Below are 16047 nucleotides of genomic sequence, written 5' to 3'. Positions count from 1 at the left end.
TCCCCACACTGAGTCTACGCAAGCCGAAGTGTTACGATAAAGTGAAATCTAGCGGCGTTTTACATAACCTGAGGTTATGTAGCATCGTTCAAATAAAAATGAGCCACAGAGATGTGGCTCATTTTCGTTTTCATAAGAAAAACCCGTGATTGTTAAAGCTGCTCGCCGTTGCTGGCGATCACGTTGCGGTACCAGTCAAAGCTCTTTTTGCGCGAACGTTCGAGGGTGCCGGTGCCGTCGTCATGCTTGTCGACGTAGATAAAGCCGTAACGCTTGCCGTACTCGCCGGTAGTGAAGGAAACGCAGTCGATACAGCCCCACGGGGTGTAACCGATCAGATCTACGCCGTCTTCGATCACCGCTTTCTTCATCTGCTCGATATGCGCGCTCAGATAGTCGATGCGATAGTCGTCGTTGATTTGGCCGTCGGCCTCGACTTTGTCAAAGGCGCCAAAGCCGTTCTCAACGATAAACAGCGGTTTCTGGTAGCGTTCATACAACACGTTCAGCGAATAACGCAGCCCAACCGGGTCAATCTGCCAGCCCCAGTCGGAGGCTTTAACGTACGGGTTCGGCACGTTGCCCGGGAAGCCGAACATGGCGTCGCTGCCGCTTGGCGCATCCGCCTGCAGGGCGTTGCTCATGTAGTAACTGAAACCGATGTAGTCCGCGCAGCCTTCGCGCAGGGTTTGCTCGTCCTGCGGTTGCATTTCAATCTGGAAGCCCTTGCGCTGCCAGTCGCGCAGCAGGTAAGACGGGTAGTAACCGCGTACCTGTACGTCGGTGAACAGGTAACGCTGGTGCATCGCCTCGACGCTGTACATGACGTCGTCCGGCTTGCAGGAGAACGGATAGAAGGGCACGCAGGCCAGCATGCAGCCGATCTTGAATTCCGGGTTAATCTGGTGACCGAGTTTCACTACCTGCGCACTGGCGACGAACTGATGGTGCAATACCTGATACAGCGTTTGCTCCGGGTTCTGTTCTTTGCCGTACACCACGCCCGAGCAACAGTAGCCAAACAGCGGATACTGGTAGTTGCTTTGGTTGTTGATCTCGTTAAAGGTCATCCAGTATTTCACTTTGTGCTGATAGCGGCGCAGCACCACTTCGCTGAAACGCACGAAGAAATCCACCACCTGGCGGTTTTTCCAGCCGCCGTACTCCTTCACCAGGTGATAAGGCATTTCAAAGTGAGACAGGGTGATCACCGGCTGAATGTTGTATTTCAGCAGTTCATCGAACAGGTCGTCGTAGAATTGCAGGCCGGCTTCATTCGGCTCCAGCTCATCCCCTTTAGGGAAGATGCGCGTCCAGGCTATTGAGGTACGGAAGCATTTGAAGCCCATTTCGGCAAACAGCGCCACGTCCTGCTTATAACGGCCGTAGAAATCCACGGCTTCATGATTTGGGTAGCGATAACCGTCCAGCACGCCATCGGTCATCACGCGATCCACGCCGTGCGAGCCGCCCGACAGCACGTCGGCAATGCTTGGGCCTTTACCGCCCTGATCCCAACCGCCTTCAACCTGGTGCGCGGCGACGGCGCCGCCCCACAGAAAATCTTTCGGTAACTGTTGCTGTTTCATTGTTGGATTCTCATTCGTTTATTAATGAAAGGCTATACGCAAAATAATTGGAGTTGCATCAAGGCGGCAAGACCGTAAATCCCCAGGAGCTTAGTAAGCTAAGTGACTGGGGTGCGCGGGCGCGGCCAACACAGATGCAGCTTCAAGTATGAAGGGTATATTTTGTTAGCGTCTGAGAATAGAGTAACAAGCTGGAATTAAATGTCACGATATAACAAATCGCCGCTTCGGTAACTTGTCACATTAAAAAAACAGACTGTTTTATTTTGCGGCGTTAATATTCCCCAGCCGCTTGCCGATGGTTTCAATAATGTAAATGACCGGAATCTGGGTGGTGATATTATGTTGGCCGGCGATGAGCTGTTGGGGGACGTGATAGGAGAGGTTGAAGTCCGCAATTTTGGCCAGCGACGAGGTTTCGTTGTTGGTGATGCTGACAATCTTGCAGTGATGCAGGCTGAACTGGCTGGCGAGACGCAGGATCTCTTCGGTTTCGCCGGAGACCGAAAGCATAATCGCCACTGCGCTTTTATACATATCGCTGTTGATCGGGTAATAAGGATCGTCAATATGGGTGCTGAATTTCCCGACGTTGGAAAAGAAACGCGCCCCGTATTTGCCCAACGCGCCCGAGGTGCTTACGCCGACGAAAATAATACGTTCCGCCGCGGCGATATGCTGTACCGCCTGATCGATTTGCTGATTAAACTCGTCGTTGTTGATGCTTTTAAAAAAACTGATGATTTCACTGGTGCCAAAATCCAGCGGCATGACTTCCGTTTGCTCCAGATACAGCTTGAAACGGATACGGAATTCGGAATACCCCTCGCAACCCATTTTCTTGCAAAAGCGCAACACGGTGGTGGTTGACACCCCGCTAGCCTCGGCCAGTTCGCGGATCGTCATGTACATCACCGGTTTCTTGTTTTTGATGACGTAGTTATAAACCATCATTTCCAGCGCGTTGAGTTCGGCGATTGCTTTATGGGTAAACATAGACTTATCCGGCTAGTGGCAACAGAGCGTAATCAGCGGGCTAACATAGCAAATTCTGCCGTAGCCCGCTCGTGGTTTCCGTTGCTTTTCAGGCGCGTTTAGCCTTATCCAGCAGGGCGTCATGCGCCGGTTCTGAGCCGGTCAGATCGCACTCCTTCGGCAGCCGCCAGGCGATAATGCCGGCGATAATCAGCGAGACGGCCAGCGCGCAGACGGCGACGTTCTGGCCGTACAGATAAATCATCACGCCGACCAGATAAGGCCCGCAGAAACCGCCCAGATTGCCCAGGCCGTTGATCACGCCGCGCGCGCCGCCGGCTACTTCCGCCGAAGCGATGCGGCCAGGCATCGACCAGAACGGGCTGGTGGCGGCCTTGAGGAAGAACCCGCAGACCACCAGGGCGATGTAGGCCGCCACGACGTTATGGCGCAGTACCACCGAGGCCAACAGCGCGGTGGCGAAGCAGAACAGTGAAACCATCACCCACAGGCGGCGCTTGCCGGTTTTGTCGGTGAGTACCGAAATCAGGTAAATCCCCAGCAGCGTGGCGACGAAGGGCAAAATGGCCAGAAACCCGACCGAGGCCATATTGCCGCCGGTGAGATTTTTCAGGATGGTGGGTAGCCACAGGGTGTAGCCGTAATCGCCGGTTTGATAAAAGAAGTTCAGCAGCACCAGTTTCATCAGCCCTTTATTGCGGAACACATCTCTCAATGGAGCATTACTGACCGGCTGCATTTTGCTGCGCGCCTGACGCTCACGCGCCAATTCGGTTATCAGATATTCACGCTCGCGGGCCGGTAACCAACGCGCCTCCTGCGGACGATCGCTGATCAACAGCCACCAGACGGCCAGCACCAGCAGCGACAGTACCCCTTCGAGTATAAACAGCCAGCGCCAGTCGAGCTGATTGATGATGGCACCGGAGATCGGTGCGGTCAGCATGCCGCCAAGAGGGGCGAACATCATGACGAAAGCGTTGGCGCGCCCCAGCTCTTTCTCCGGGAACCAGTTGCTGATCATGGTCAGCACCACCGGCAACATGCCCCCTTCGGAAATGCCCAGAACAAAGCGCAGTACCAGCAGCTGATAGTGATTGGTGACAAATCCGGTGGCCACCGAAACTACCGCCCACGCGCACAAAGACCAGGCGATAAAACGTTTGCCGCTGCCGTTAACCGCGATGCGCCCACCGGGCACCTGCAAAAACAGATAACCGATAAAGAAAATGCCGCTGGCCAGGCCGGCCATCTGGCTGGTGATGCCCAAATCACTTTCCATGCCGCCGGGCAGCGCAAAACTGATATTAACCCGGTCCATAAAAGAAATAATGCAGGCGATCAGGATCGGGGCAATAACCCGCAACCAGCGGGTGTTGGGGATTTTATTATCCATGGCGATCTCTCTTTGCGGGCGAGGGTAACAATAAGGTTCTGTCGTTCGCGGTTAATTACTCAATCGCGTTGGGCAGCGGCGTACGGTTAAAGAAGGCTTTTACGTTGGCGAACACGATATCGCTCATCTTTTGCCGGGTTTCGTGCGTGCCACTGGCGACGTGGGGTTGCAGCACCACGTTGTTCATGCCAATCAGTTCGGCGGGCACCCTTGGCTCATCGGCGTAGACATCCAGCCCGGCGCCTGCGATGGCGCCGCTTTGCAGGGCATCGATCAGATCCTGTTCATTAACGATGCTGCCGCGGGCAATGTTAATCACCAGCGCGTGCGGCGGCAGAGCGTCGAAGACTGCCTTGTCCACCAGGCCGATGCTGTCTTTGCCGCCGGAAATGGCGATAACAAAGAAGTCGCTTTCCCGCGCCAGGGAAAGGGGATCAGGGAAGTAGGCATAGGGTAATGCGCCATCCTGTTGGTGGCTGGCGTATTGAATATGCATGTTGAAACCGGCAGCGCGCTGGGCAATGGCGCGGCCGATGTTGCCCATGCCAAAAATGCCGAGGCGCTTGCCGCTGACCTGCACCGACAGGCCCGGCGCTTCCTGCTGCCAGCGGCCCTCACGCACAAAACGGTCGTAGCGGCACAGCTGGCGCGCGGTCGCCAGCAACAACCCCAGCGCCATATCCGCCACGTCTTCGGTCAGTGCGCCGGAGGTGATGGTGACCGCGATGCCGCGCTGCCGGGTATAACTCAGGTCAATGGCGTCGGTACCCACGCCGAAAACGGCAATCAGCCCCAGATTCGGCAGTTGTTCCAGTACCGGCGTAGCAACGCCAATATCGCCGCGGGTGACCAGGGCGGTGAAAGTTCCGCCCTTGGCGGCCAGAAAAGCGGCCGGATCGGCCTGTTCGTAGAGCCGGTGCACGACAAAGTCAGCCTCAAGGCGGGCAAGCAGGCTGTCCATTAGCGGGGCGATTAACAGCACGTTATTTGGGGTATCGGTCATCATTTTCACCTGTTCAGAAAACATCATTGCTTCGTTGCTGTTATCAAAGCGGTTTTCAGACGGCGGTTTTGCGACAGATATCACGCTGAAGAGTGTTAACAAACTGTGTTACCCGTAATGTGATCGACGGGAGAAAACGGGTAACAGCGCGCCGTAACATAGCCGCGCAAAAATTGAAATTCATAAGCCAATAATTGGTTTTCATTAGCCTGATTTTAGCTAAGTCGGGCTAGATGCTTTTACTATAAGCCCTAATGAAAAGTTATTTATTGCTGGTCGGAAAGGATAATAAATTGACGTTAATGAAAGAAAACGACCCTACTGAAAAATAGAAAACATGCCGGAGGTAAATATGTCCTACGCATCTGCACAAACGTTTAACACCCATTCCAACGTGAATGCGGGTAGCCCGGGCAGGGATAACTACGCCGCCCAAAATGCCGCCGTTTTTGAACGCGATCTGACGCCGGAAGTCAGTTGGCAATTAGTCAACAGCGGGGCGGCGGTGTTGGTGGATATCCGTACCCCGGAAGAGCGCAAAACCTTTGGCTACGTTGAGCAATCCGTGCAGGTTCCCTGGTTAACCGGCTCGAACAAAATCCGCAACCCACGCTTTTTCCTTGAGTTAAGCAAAGCTGTCGACAAACAACAGCAGGTCATCTTGTTGTGCCAAACCGGCAAACGCTCCGCCGATGCGGTGCTGGCCGCCCTTAAAGCCGGTTATACGCAGGCTTACGGGGTGCAAGGCGGGGTTGAGGGCGCACGACACTTGCCCTGGCTGAAGACCGCCTGACGGCGCTCGAACCGAGTGGGTCATTGGGTGTTATCACATAAACAGAGGGAATTATGACTCGCTTTTCACAGCCGCAAGAAAATACCAACTGGCAACTTGCCGATATCGTCAATGAGCTGCGCTCAGCGCGGCTCTCCTGGCGCGAGCGCAGCGGCCAGGCATCGCTTTCCGGGCAAAAGGAGCTGCCGTCGAAAACTGCGGTCAACGAAATAACCGAATCGCTGCGGGCGATTTTATTCCCGATGCGATTGGGGCCGGACGATCTGCGCCATGAAAGCGAAGACTACTTCGTTGGCCATACGCTGGATGCGGTGCTGAATGCACTGCTGATTCAGGTGCGCCTCGCTTTGGGGTTTAGCCGTTCAGAGGGTGGCGACGCGGAGCAAGGGGACTCGCTCAATGCGCAGGCGGTGACGCTGGTGCGGCAGTTCGCCACCGTGCTGCCGGCCATCCGCCGCCGGCTGGACAGCGACATTCTGGCCGCTTATCACGGCGATCCTTCGGCGCGCAGCGTGGACGAGGTGCTGCTGTGTTTCCCCGGCGTCAACGCCATTATCCACCACCGGCTGGCGCACTATTTTTATCTCGCGGGCGTTCCTTTGCTGGCGCGCATCATCGCCGAAAAGGCTCACGGTGAAACCGGTATCGATATTCATCCCGGCGCACAAATCGATGACGGTTTTTTTATCGACCACGGCACGGGCGTGGTGATTGGCGAAACCGCCATTATCGGCAAGCGGGTACGTCTCTATCAGGCGGTCACGCTGGGCGCCAAACGTTTTGTCACCGAGGAGTCCGGCATTCTGCAAAAAGGGCAGCCACGCCATCCGATTATTGAAGACGATGTGGTGATCTACGCCGGCGCTACGTTGCTGGGCAGAATTACCATTGGCAAGGGATCGTCCATTGGCGGCAACGTCTGGCTGACGCGCAGCGTCAAACCGGGCAGCAATATTCGCCAGGCAAATATCCAGAGCGACAGTCATGAATTTGGCTCAGGTATTTAATCTGGCGCATTTCAATCATTTTAATTAGCCCGCAGTGAGGTCTGCAAAAAAACAATCAAAAAATTCATATTCTATTTAACGCGCTATTAAATCGGTAATTATTCATTGTTTATCACCAGCCTATTTTTTCAGGAGAAACAACCATGTCTCAACAAAATGACGCCCGGCTTGCATTAGGAGATAATGCAGCACGGCAATTGGCTAACGCGACAAAAACCGTCCCGCAATTATCCATTATCACGCCGCGTTGGCTGGTGCATTTGCTGCAATGGACACCGGTCGAGGCAGGGATATTTCGCCTGAACAAGGTCAAGAACCCGTTAAATGTTCAGGTTGCCTGCTCGCAGCGCGATGAAGGGTTATTGCCCCAGACCTATGTGGATTATGAAGAAGCGCCGCGCGAGTATTTTCTCAATGCCGTTACCACCATTCTGGATGTGCATACCCGCGTCTCCGATTTGTACAGCAGCCCGCACGATCAAATTCGCGAACAGTTGCGCCTGACCATTGAAACCATTAAAGAGCGCCAGGAAAACGAGCTGATCAATAACCCTGAGTACGGCTTATTGGCCAGCGTTGATGAAGCCCAGCGTATTTCAACGCTGACCGGTGCGCCGACGCCGGACGATCTGGACGAACTGATCGCCAAAGTATGGAAAGAGCCCGGTTTCTTCCTCGCTCATCCGCTAGCCATCGCCGCCTTTGGCCGCGAGTGCACCCGCCGTGGCGTACCGCCGCCAACCGTCAGCCTGTTCGGTTCGCAGTTTCTCACCTGGCGTGGTTTGCCGCTGATCCCTTCGGATAAGTTGCCCATCGACGAAGAAGGCAAAACCAAAATTATCCTGCTGCGTACCGGGGAAAAACGTCAGGGCGTCATTGGCCTTTACCAGCCGGGCGTCGCCGGTGAGCAAAGCCCGGGGCTGTCGGTGCGCTTTATGGGGATTAACCGCAATGCGATAGCCTCCTACCTGATCTCCCTTTACTGCTCATTGGCGGTTCTGACTGAAGATGCCGTTGCCGTTTTAGACGATGTTGATGTGAGCAAATATCATGACTATCCAGACAGTTACAAGTAGTTCATTGCCTCACGAGGCGCATCCGCCAGCCGGATTGCCGGACGTTAACGCGCTGGCCAACCTGGCTAATCAGATCTTCAGTGCCTTGCCTGGGCGTGAGGCGGCCGCAGGCAGCGAACGCGCCACGACGGTGTTACCACCGACCGCTACGCCAGTGCTGGAGCCGGCGCTGGCCACCGACGGTCTGGAGGCGCAAACGTCGTCCGGTTGGCAGCAGGGCGCACAGCGGCAGGCCTTTTTGGCACCGCCGACGCTGCCTCAGCCACGGGATCCGGCGGCGACGGCCGGGTTCTATTTTCTGAGCGAAAATCAGGCGCAGCAGAAACGCTTGCCGCCGGATAGCGGGCTGGACGGCCTGGCGAACCAGACGCTGACCGGGCAGGAGCATCTTAGCGACCAACCCTTCGCCGGGGCGGTCAACGGCGGGCTGGAGTCGGTTATCGGATCGCTGTTTCCTGCCGTCGCCGCGTCGGTTGGCGGCGTGGCGCAAGATGCGACCGGCGGGCAGTATTATTTCCTGGAGCAGGGTCAGCCACGGCGAGACGCCGCCCCGCAGCAACGGCCGCGCAGCAGTTTTGATGTGCATGCCGTACGCCGCGACTTTCCCATTCTTGCGGAACGGGTTAACGGCAAACCTTTGGTGTGGCTGGATAACGCCGCCACCACCCATAAACCGCAGGTGGTTATCGATCGGCTGGCGTATTTTTACGCCCATGAAAACTCGAATATCCACCGCGCGGCGCATGAGCTGGCCGCCAGGGCAACGGATGCCTATGAAGGGGCCAGAAACAGCGTCGCCCGTTTTCTGGGAGCCAAAACACCGGCGGAAATTATCTTTACCCGGGGGGCAACGGAAGCCATCAACCTGATTGCCAATACTTTTGGCCGCCAACACATCGGCGAAGGCGATGAAATCGTGGTTTCCCAGTTGGAACACCACGCCAACATCGTGCCCTGGCAGCAGCTCGCCGCCGGCGTGGGGGCCAAAATTCGGGTGATCCCGGTCGATGACAGCGGGCAGATTCTGCTGGATGAATACCGCAAACTCTTGTCGCCGCGAACCCGTTTGGTTTCGATCACCCAGGTATCCAATGCGCTGGGTACGGTGACGCCGGTCGAGCAGGTGATTGCGCTGGCTCATCAGGCCGGCGCGCGGGTGTTGGTGGATGGCGCACAGGCGGTATCGCATCTGAAAGTTAACGTGCAGACGATGGACGCGGACTTTTACGTGTTCTCCGGCCACAAGGTGTTTGGCCCAACCGGCATCGGCGCGGTGTACGGCAAGGCGGAGCTGCTGGAAACCCTGCCGCCGTGGCAGGGTGGCGGCAATATGATTGCCGATGTCACCTTTGAGAAAACGCTGTACCAGCCGGCTCCGGCCAGGTTTGAAGCCGGTACCGGCAACATCGCCGACGCGGTGGGATTAGGGGCGGCATTGGATTACGTCGAACGCCTGGGGCTTGATAACATCAACCGTTACGAGCATGAATTGCTGGAGTATGCCACCGGGCAGTTGATTCGCATTCCCGGTCTGCGCCTGATTGGTACCGCCGCCAACAAGGCCAGCGTGCTGTCGTTTGTGTTGAGCGGCTACCGTACCGAAGAAGTGGGTAACGCGCTTAACCGTGAGGGCATTGCGGTGCGCTCCGGCCATCACTGCGCCCAACCTATCCTGCGGCGCTTTGGCGTCGAGGCGACGGTGCGGCCATCGCTGGCGTTTTACAATACTTACGAGGAAGTGGATCTGTTGGCGGCAACCTTGCGCAAGCTGGCAAAAGGGCGCTAATAGCGAGTAACACGAAGGATAACCGAGCCGGCGCAGAGCACTCTGTGCCGGCTTTTTTATACCCGCAGCGGACCCGTGCCAAAAAAGAAAAGCCGCACAAAAGTGCGGCCAAAATAAGTTCGCGACGAACGAAACAAGGACAAAAACTCCGGTAGACAGGCCCTGAAAGAAAGTGCTTCCAGAGACATGTCCCGATAATAATAAAAATATCCCTGCAGGTTAAATGCCGAATATCGCTTTGCTTAGCTGAATCAATACAAAGATATTCAGTAAGTTACTTATCCTCGGACCAGCGTGCGGCGCCGATGTCCACCTTGACCGGCAGCAGGCCAATCGCGGTGAACTTGTCGGCTAATTGCTGCTGTTCGGCAAATACCGCCGGCGTCATGCGTTGGCTGCCGAACGGCATGCGGGCGAGGGCTCTGGCCCAAATGGCCTGATCCAACCCGGTGCTTTGCGCCAGGATCTTCGCCGCGTCGTCCTGATGGGCATTGGCCCAGGCGCTCAGTTCACTTAGCTGGCCGATCACCAATTTTGCGCTGTCCGGGTAGGTTTCGGCAAAGTGGCGGCTGGCGAGATAGAAGGTGTAATGCGGCACCAGACCTTCGGCATCCTTCAGCAGACGGGCGTTGGCGTGGGTTTCCACCTCGGCGTAGTAAGGGTCCCAAATCACCCAGGCGTCGACGCTGCCGCGCTGGAAGGCGGCGCGGGCGTCACTCGGCGGCAAATACACCGGCGTCACGTCTTTGTAGCTCAGCCCGGCCTGTTCAAGCGCGCTGACCAACAGGTAGTTGACGTCGGAGCCTTTGTTCAGCGCCACGCGTTTGCCCTTGAGGTCGGCAACGGTTTTGATCGGCGAATCCTGCGGCACCACGATGGCTTCGGTTTTCGGGCTGGCCGGCGAATGCCCCAGATAGATCAACTCGGCTTTGGCGGCCTGGGCAAAGGCCGGTGGCGCATCGCCGGTCGCCGCCAGATCAATGCTGCCGACGTTCAGCCCTTCGAGCATTTGTGGCCCGGCGGGAAACTCAATCCAGCGCACGTTGATGCCCTGCGGCGTCAGGGTTTTCTCCAGCGTACCGCGATATTTCAGCAGGGCGAAAATATTGGCTTTCTGGTAACCGATGGTGATTTGCTGCGGTTTTTCCTGCGCCGCCACGGCCGGCAGGGCGAATGTCCCCGCTAGCAGCGCAGCGGCGATCAGCGAGGCTTTCAGTTTTTTCATTACGCATATCCAGTCAGTAAAGGTTAATGACGGTGGTTTAACCGGCGGGAAAGCCGATCGCCAAAAAATTGCAGCAGGGTCACCAGCGCCACCAATACCACGATGACGGTGAGCATTACCTGGGTGTCGAAACGCTGGTACCCATAACGGTACGCCAGGTCACCCAGGCCGCCCGCGCCTATTGCTCCTGCCATCGCAGAGGCGTTAATCATGGTCACCAGGGTGATGGTAAAGCCGCTGACAATACCGGGCATGGCTTCCGGCAACAGCACATGGCGAATGATATGCCCACGGCGGCAACCCATTGCCTGCGCCGCTTCAACCAGCCCCTGGTCCACCTCTCGCAGACTGACTTCGGCGATACGCGCGAAAAACGGCATGGCGGCGATGGTCAGCGGCACCACGGCGGCCCATACGCCATAAGAGGTGCCGACAATCATGCGGGTGAAGGGGATCAGCGCCACCATCAGGATCAAAAAGGGGATCGAGCGGAACAGATTCACCAACCCGCCGAGCACCCGCTGAACGCCAACCTGTTCATACAATCCGCCGCGTTCACTGACCACCAACAGGATCGCCAGCGGCAATCCCAGCACCAGCGCCAACAGGGAAGAAACGCCCACCATCAGCAACGTATCGAGAAATCCGGCCCACAGCCGTTCAAGCAACAGTGACATAACCCAGGACCTCCACGCTGTCGGCCAGCGTCTGCGGAATGGTTCGATCATTCAGTGACGGCGTCACGGTCAGCAGCAGATAACCGATGGTGCGCCCCTGAATATGTTCAATGGCGCTTTCCACCAGCGTCACGCTGCCCTGAAAAGCCGCCAGCACGCGGTTTAACTCCAGCGATGCTCCTTGGCCGCGGTAGCGTAACCGGATCAATTGCGCTGCATCCGGCGTGGGGGGCGTGGCGGCAATCCGCCCAACCCATTCCTCCGGCAAGCGATCGTGTGAAGGGGTCAGCAGGATGCGGGTCGTTTTCTGCTGCGGGTTGCCGTACACCTGCCACACCGGGCCGCATTCGATAATCTCACCCCGTTCCAGCACCGCCACCCGGTGGCAGATATCATGGATCACCTCCATTTCATGGGTAATCAGCACGATGGTGATGTTGAACTCACGGTTGATGCGCCGTAACAGCGCCAGAATGGCGCGGGTGGTTTCCGGATCGAGCGCGGAGGTGGCTTCATCGCACAACAGCAATTCGGGGTTATGCACCAGCGCCCTGGCAATGCCGACCCGCTGTTTCTGCCCGCCGGAAAGCTGCGCCGGATAGGCGTCCGGGTAGTCGCTCAGCCCGACCAGTTCCAGCAATGCGTCCACTCTGCTGCGCCGCTCGGCGACGGGCACGCCCGCCACTCGCAGCGGCAACTCGATATTCTGCCGGACGGTTTTGGCCGACAGCAGGTTGAAGTGCTGGAAAATCATGCCGGTGCGCCGCCGGTAGGCCACCAGTTGATCTTCATTCAATTGGCCGATATCAACGCCATCGACCTCCACGCTGCCGCCGCTGGGGCGTTCCAGCCGATTGATGGTGCGGATCAGGGACGACTTGCCGGCGCCGCTGCGGCCGATAATGCCGAATATCTCCCCACGGCGAATGCCCAGGGAGATCTCCTTCAGCGCCTCGGTCAGTTGGCCGGGGTAACGCTTGCTGAGCCGGGTAAAGCGCAGGTGGGTGTCATCATGGCGGCGCACCACCTCGTCGGCGACGAGGGCATCCGGGTTAGACAAAATCAGGCTGGACATAAACTACTGGCTCCAGCCCGGCTGATACAGCTTGCCGTAGAAACTGTCGAGTTTGGCGCGCACGACCGGCGAATGCTGGTAAACGTCGACAAACTTGCGCAGACGCGGGTCGTCCTGATGGCCATCGCGGACCACGAACTGGATCACGTACTCCGGGTTTTCCAGGCCGTCGAACAGCAGGGCGCTGTTGGGATCGACGGTGCCGGACAGCCGCAGGTAGTGCGGATAGCCCTGCGCCAGGTCAACTTCCTCCAGCGTGCGTGCCAGTTGCACCGCTTCCACTTCGATAATGTTGATATGTTTAGGGTTACTGACGATGTCTGCCTGGGTGGCCTGCAGGCCGGAGCCCGCCTTGAGCTTAATCAACCCGGCCTTTTGCAACAGCAACAGGCCGCGGCCACCGTTAATCACGTCGTTGGCGATCGCCACTTTGGCACCCTCCGGCAGATCGGCGATGCTCCGGTATTTTTTGGAGTACAGCCCGACGTTATTGATGATCGCCGGGGCATAGGCCACCAGGTGGAAATTGCCTTCTTTATTGGCGTTGTGCAGGAACGGCAAGTGCTGGAACAGGTTGACGTCGATATCGCCGTTTTCCAGGCTGACGTTCGGTGCGGTCCAGTCGCTGAATTCGACGATGTCGACCTTCAGTCCCTGTTTGCGAGCCTCTTCCGCCGCTACCTCCAGCGGCGGGGCGAAGGCGGCGGTGGTGCCGACTTTCAGGGCTCCGCTGTACTCATTGGCCGCAGCCGCCGGGCCTGAGATCGCCAGCAGCGCCGAAAACAGCAGTGTTACTGTCCGAAAGGGTATTGTCATAGGGTTGTTCCTTCAAAAAAAGTGAGGGTTCAAACGGGTAAAGGCGCGCCCAGACGCCAGCTGGCCGCCGGATGGCTGTGCGGCAAGCGGTCCTGCTGTCGAAACAGCTTTTGCCGCAGGCTGCCGGCGCGGTAGGCGGTTTTGTAGCGGCCACGCGCTTGCAACTCCGGCACCACCAGATCGATAAAATCGCGGTAGCTGCCTGGGTTAACGATGCGCGTCAGGTTAAACCCGTCGATATCGGCTTGATCCACCCATTGCAGCAACCTGTCCGCCACCTGTTGCGGATCGCCCACCACCAACGGATAACGTCCGCCCATGGCGTGCTGTTCCAGCAGTTGGCGGCGGGTCCAGCCGCGGTAGGTTTGGGTTACCGATTCAATGGCCTGCGTCGGCCCGGCCTGGATCGGGTCGTCCAGGCCAAAGCGTGAAAGATCGATGCCGGTCGAACTGGAAAAATGCGCCAGACCGGCTTCAGGGCTGGCGTAACGCAGATATTCACGGTGTTTGTCCTGCGCCTCGGCGGCGGTTGGCGCAACGATAACGCCGACCCCCATAAACACTTTCAAATCCTGTCGCTGGCGGCCGGCCGCCACCGCTGCGGTACGCAGCTTGTCCACCTGCGCTTTCATTACCGCCGGGGTGGCGTGGTTAACGAAGGTGCACTCCGCGTGGCGGGCGGCGAACTGAATCCCCCGTGCCGAGCTGCCGGCCTGGAACAGCAGCGGGGTACGCTGCGGCGAAGGCGAAGACAGGTGATAGCCCTCCACCTGATAAAATTCGCCGCGGTGGGTAACCTTGTGGATCTTCTGCGCATCGGCGTAAATCCGTCGTTGACGGTCGGCCAGCACGGCGTCATCTTCCCAACTGCCTTCCCATAACCGATAGGCAACGTCGAGAAACTCATCGGCCTGATCGTAACGGCGATCGTGACCGATCTGTTCGTTCAACCCCATCGCGCGCGCGGCGCTGTCCAGGTAGCCGGTGACGATATTCCAGCCGATGCGGCCCTGGGTCAGATGGTCCAGCGTCGACATGCGGCGGGCAAAGGGATAGGGCGCTTCATAACTCAGGTTGGCGGTGATGCCGAAGCCCAGATGTTGGGTCACTCCGGCCATCGCCGACACCAGCAGCAGCGGATCGTTAACCGGCAGCTGTATCGACTCGCGGGCGGTCAGGGCGATGTTTTGCTGATAGACATCGTAAACGCCGAGGATATCGGCGATGAACAACCCGTCGAACAGCCCGCGCTCCAGCAACTGCGCCAGCTCGGTCCAGTAGCTGAGCTGGTTGAATTCGGTGGAGCGATCCTGCGGATGGGTCCACATGCCGTGATGAATATGGCCGACGCAGTTCATGTTGAAGGCGTTCAGCAGGACCTCTTTGGCGACAGCGTTCATTACAGTGTCCCCCGGCGCGGCGGCAGCACCCCGTTCAGCACGTAATTGCCGATCGCCGGGTATTTCCAGCGTACCGGGTCATGCAAGGTGTGGGTTCGGGCGTTGCGCCAGTGGCGATCGAGGTTATATTCCTGCAGCGTGGCACGGCTACCGGCCAGCTCAAACAGCAGATTGCCGGCGGCCAGGGCGACCTCGGTGGTCCAGGCGCGCGCTGTGGCGACCTCAATCGAGGCTTGCGCGACCGACTGGGCATCGCTGTGGCGCTGAGCGACATCGATGGCGTCACCGGCCACCGCCAGCAGGGCGTCGCCGGCCTGAATGCGGGCGGAAATTTTGCCTATGCGGTCCAGCGTCAACGGGTCCTCGCTGGCATGTTCGACGCCGGCATCAATCCACGGGCGCGAACGGCTGCGAACAAATTGCAGCATGTCCTGCCACGCGGCTTTGGCAATGCCCTGATCGATGGCGGCGTGCATGATTTGCGCCAGCGGGCCCACCGGCGTCGGCCGTTCAAACGCCGTCTGGAAGGGCACGATATCCTCTTCATCGACCGGGCACTGTTCCAGCGTCACGCTGCCGCTGCCGGTGGTGCGCTGACCAAAGCCGGACCAGTCGTCGGTGATGCTCAGGCCAGGCGTATTGCGCGGCAAAAACACCAACTGTTCTTTACCGTCTTCGCCCCGCGCGGCGGTCGGGATGCGCCCGGCGTACAACGCGCCGGTAGCGTAAAATTTTTGGCCGGACAGTTGCCATTGGCTTTCATGCCTGGCCAGCGAGGTGCTGCGGTGGTGGGCGGCCTTGCCGGCAAACTCCGCCAGCGCATTGCCGAAATGCACTCCGTCCAGCGCTTCCTGGTACAGCCGCCGTTGCTGCTGCGGCGAACCGTTCACCCGCAGCACTTCCAGCGCGTAATAATGGTTTTGCGGCACCTGGCCGATCGACGCATCGCCCTGGCTGAGAATAGCGATGACCTGCGCCAGCACGCGGTTCGACAACCCCGGGCCGCCAAATTCGTGCGGCACGGTAATCGCGCCGAGGCCAGAGGCGAACAGGTCTGCCAGTTCGGCAACCGGCAATCGTCGTTGGCTGTCACGCTCGGCGGCGGTCGGGCTGAATTGCTCCGCCAGCCGGTATGCGGTCTCCAGCGCCTGTTCGGGGCTGGTAATGCGTTGCGCCACGCGTTGAGAGGCTACCTGGGTGGTCATGTT

General features: G+C 58.1%; 14 protein-coding genes. 4 read left to right on the top strand and 10 right to left on the bottom strand.

The features are described 5' to 3' along the window. Positions 1 to 152: 152 nt before the first annotated feature. From JK621_RS11395 to JK621_RS11380, 4 genes are all read right to left on the bottom strand, one after another. The gene (locus tag JK621_RS11395) at positions 153 to 1589 is read right to left on the bottom strand and encodes a 6-phospho-beta-glucosidase (RefSeq protein WP_212559888.1); all 1437 of its coding nucleotides are present in this window, start codon (positions 1587 to 1589) and stop codon (positions 153 to 155) included. A 261-nt stretch (positions 1590 to 1850) separates the two neighbouring features. Further along, a complete protein-coding gene (locus JK621_RS11390) occupies positions 1851 to 2585 on the bottom strand; it encodes a MurR/RpiR family transcriptional regulator (RefSeq protein WP_212559887.1) in 735 nt (244 codons plus the stop codon). 88 nt (positions 2586 to 2673) lie between these two features. Beyond that, positions 2674 to 3981, bottom strand: a complete 1308-nt coding sequence (locus JK621_RS11385; protein ID WP_212559886.1) for an MFS transporter — start codon at positions 3979 to 3981, stop codon at positions 2674 to 2676. A 55-nt stretch (positions 3982 to 4036) separates the two neighbouring features. After that, positions 4037 to 4987, bottom strand: coding sequence for a 2-hydroxyacid dehydrogenase (locus JK621_RS11380; RefSeq protein WP_212560187.1), 951 nt, complete (start codon positions 4985 to 4987; stop codon positions 4037 to 4039). A 349-nt stretch (positions 4988 to 5336) separates the two neighbouring features. Here JK621_RS11380 and JK621_RS11375 point away from each other — a divergent pair, with 349 nt between their 5' ends. The 4 genes from JK621_RS11375 to JK621_RS11360 all read left to right on the top strand — a co-directional run bounded on the left by JK621_RS11375 (position 5337) and on the right by JK621_RS11360 (position 9646). Then, a complete protein-coding gene (locus tag JK621_RS11375; protein ID WP_212559885.1) occupies positions 5337 to 5777 on the top strand; it encodes a rhodanese-like domain-containing protein in 441 nt (146 codons plus the stop codon). A gap of 53 nt (positions 5778 to 5830) precedes the next feature. Further along, positions 5831 to 6784 carry a serine O-acetyltransferase EpsC gene (epsC, locus tag JK621_RS11370; protein WP_212559884.1) on the top strand — a complete coding sequence of 318 codons (954 nt, stop codon included), beginning with the start codon at positions 5831 to 5833 and terminating at the stop codon, positions 6782 to 6784. Positions 6785 to 6927: 143 nt separating this feature from the next. After that, entirely contained in the window at positions 6928 to 7860 is a 933-nt protein-coding gene (locus JK621_RS11365) for a family 2A encapsulin nanocompartment shell protein (protein ID WP_212559883.1), read from the top strand. Then, on the top strand, positions 7835 to 9646 hold the full coding sequence (locus tag JK621_RS11360) for a family 2A encapsulin nanocompartment cargo protein cysteine desulfurase (RefSeq protein WP_212559882.1): 1812 nt from the start codon (positions 7835 to 7837) through the stop codon (positions 9644 to 9646). The genes JK621_RS11365 and JK621_RS11360 overlap by 26 nt, the downstream gene beginning before the upstream one ends. 274 nt (positions 9647 to 9920) lie before the next feature. Here the strand turns inward: JK621_RS11360 and JK621_RS11355 are convergent, their stop codons facing one another. From JK621_RS11355 to JK621_RS11330, 6 genes are read right to left on the bottom strand one after another with little or no spacing between them, the layout of a single operon-like run. After that, the gene (locus JK621_RS11355; protein ID WP_212559881.1) at positions 9921 to 10871 is read right to left on the bottom strand and encodes a sulfonate ABC transporter substrate-binding protein; all 951 of its coding nucleotides are present in this window, start codon (positions 10869 to 10871) and stop codon (positions 9921 to 9923) included. A gap of 23 nt (positions 10872 to 10894) precedes the next feature. Continuing rightward, entirely contained in the window at positions 10895 to 11548 is a 654-nt protein-coding gene (locus JK621_RS11350; protein ID WP_212559880.1) for a methionine ABC transporter permease, read from the bottom strand. Then, positions 11532 to 12623, bottom strand: a complete 1092-nt coding sequence (locus tag JK621_RS11345; protein ID WP_212559879.1) for a methionine ABC transporter ATP-binding protein — start codon at positions 12621 to 12623, stop codon at positions 11532 to 11534. Before JK621_RS11345 ends, JK621_RS11350 begins: the two co-directional genes overlap by 17 nt. Before the next feature lie 3 nt (positions 12624 to 12626). After that, positions 12627 to 13439 (bottom strand): MetQ/NlpA family ABC transporter substrate-binding protein, encoded by an 813-nt coding sequence (locus tag JK621_RS11340; protein WP_212559878.1) that lies wholly within the window; start codon positions 13437 to 13439, stop codon positions 12627 to 12629. Between the two features lie 29 nt (positions 13440 to 13468). Next, on the bottom strand, positions 13469 to 14839 hold the full coding sequence (locus tag JK621_RS11335; RefSeq protein ID WP_212559877.1) for an LLM class flavin-dependent oxidoreductase: 1371 nt from the start codon (positions 14837 to 14839) through the stop codon (positions 13469 to 13471). Further along, positions 14839 to 16044 carry an SfnB family sulfur acquisition oxidoreductase gene (locus JK621_RS11330; RefSeq protein WP_212559876.1) on the bottom strand — a complete coding sequence of 402 codons (1206 nt, stop codon included), beginning with the start codon at positions 16042 to 16044 and terminating at the stop codon, positions 14839 to 14841. The genes JK621_RS11335 and JK621_RS11330 overlap by 1 nt, the downstream gene beginning before the upstream one ends. Positions 16045 to 16047: the final 3 nt, after the last annotated feature.

Source organism: Serratia plymuthica (assembly GCF_018336935.1).
Taxonomy (GTDB): Bacteria; Pseudomonadota; Gammaproteobacteria; order Enterobacterales; family Enterobacteriaceae; genus Serratia; species Serratia plymuthica_B.
This window is presented reverse-complemented; position numbering and strand designations above follow the sequence as displayed.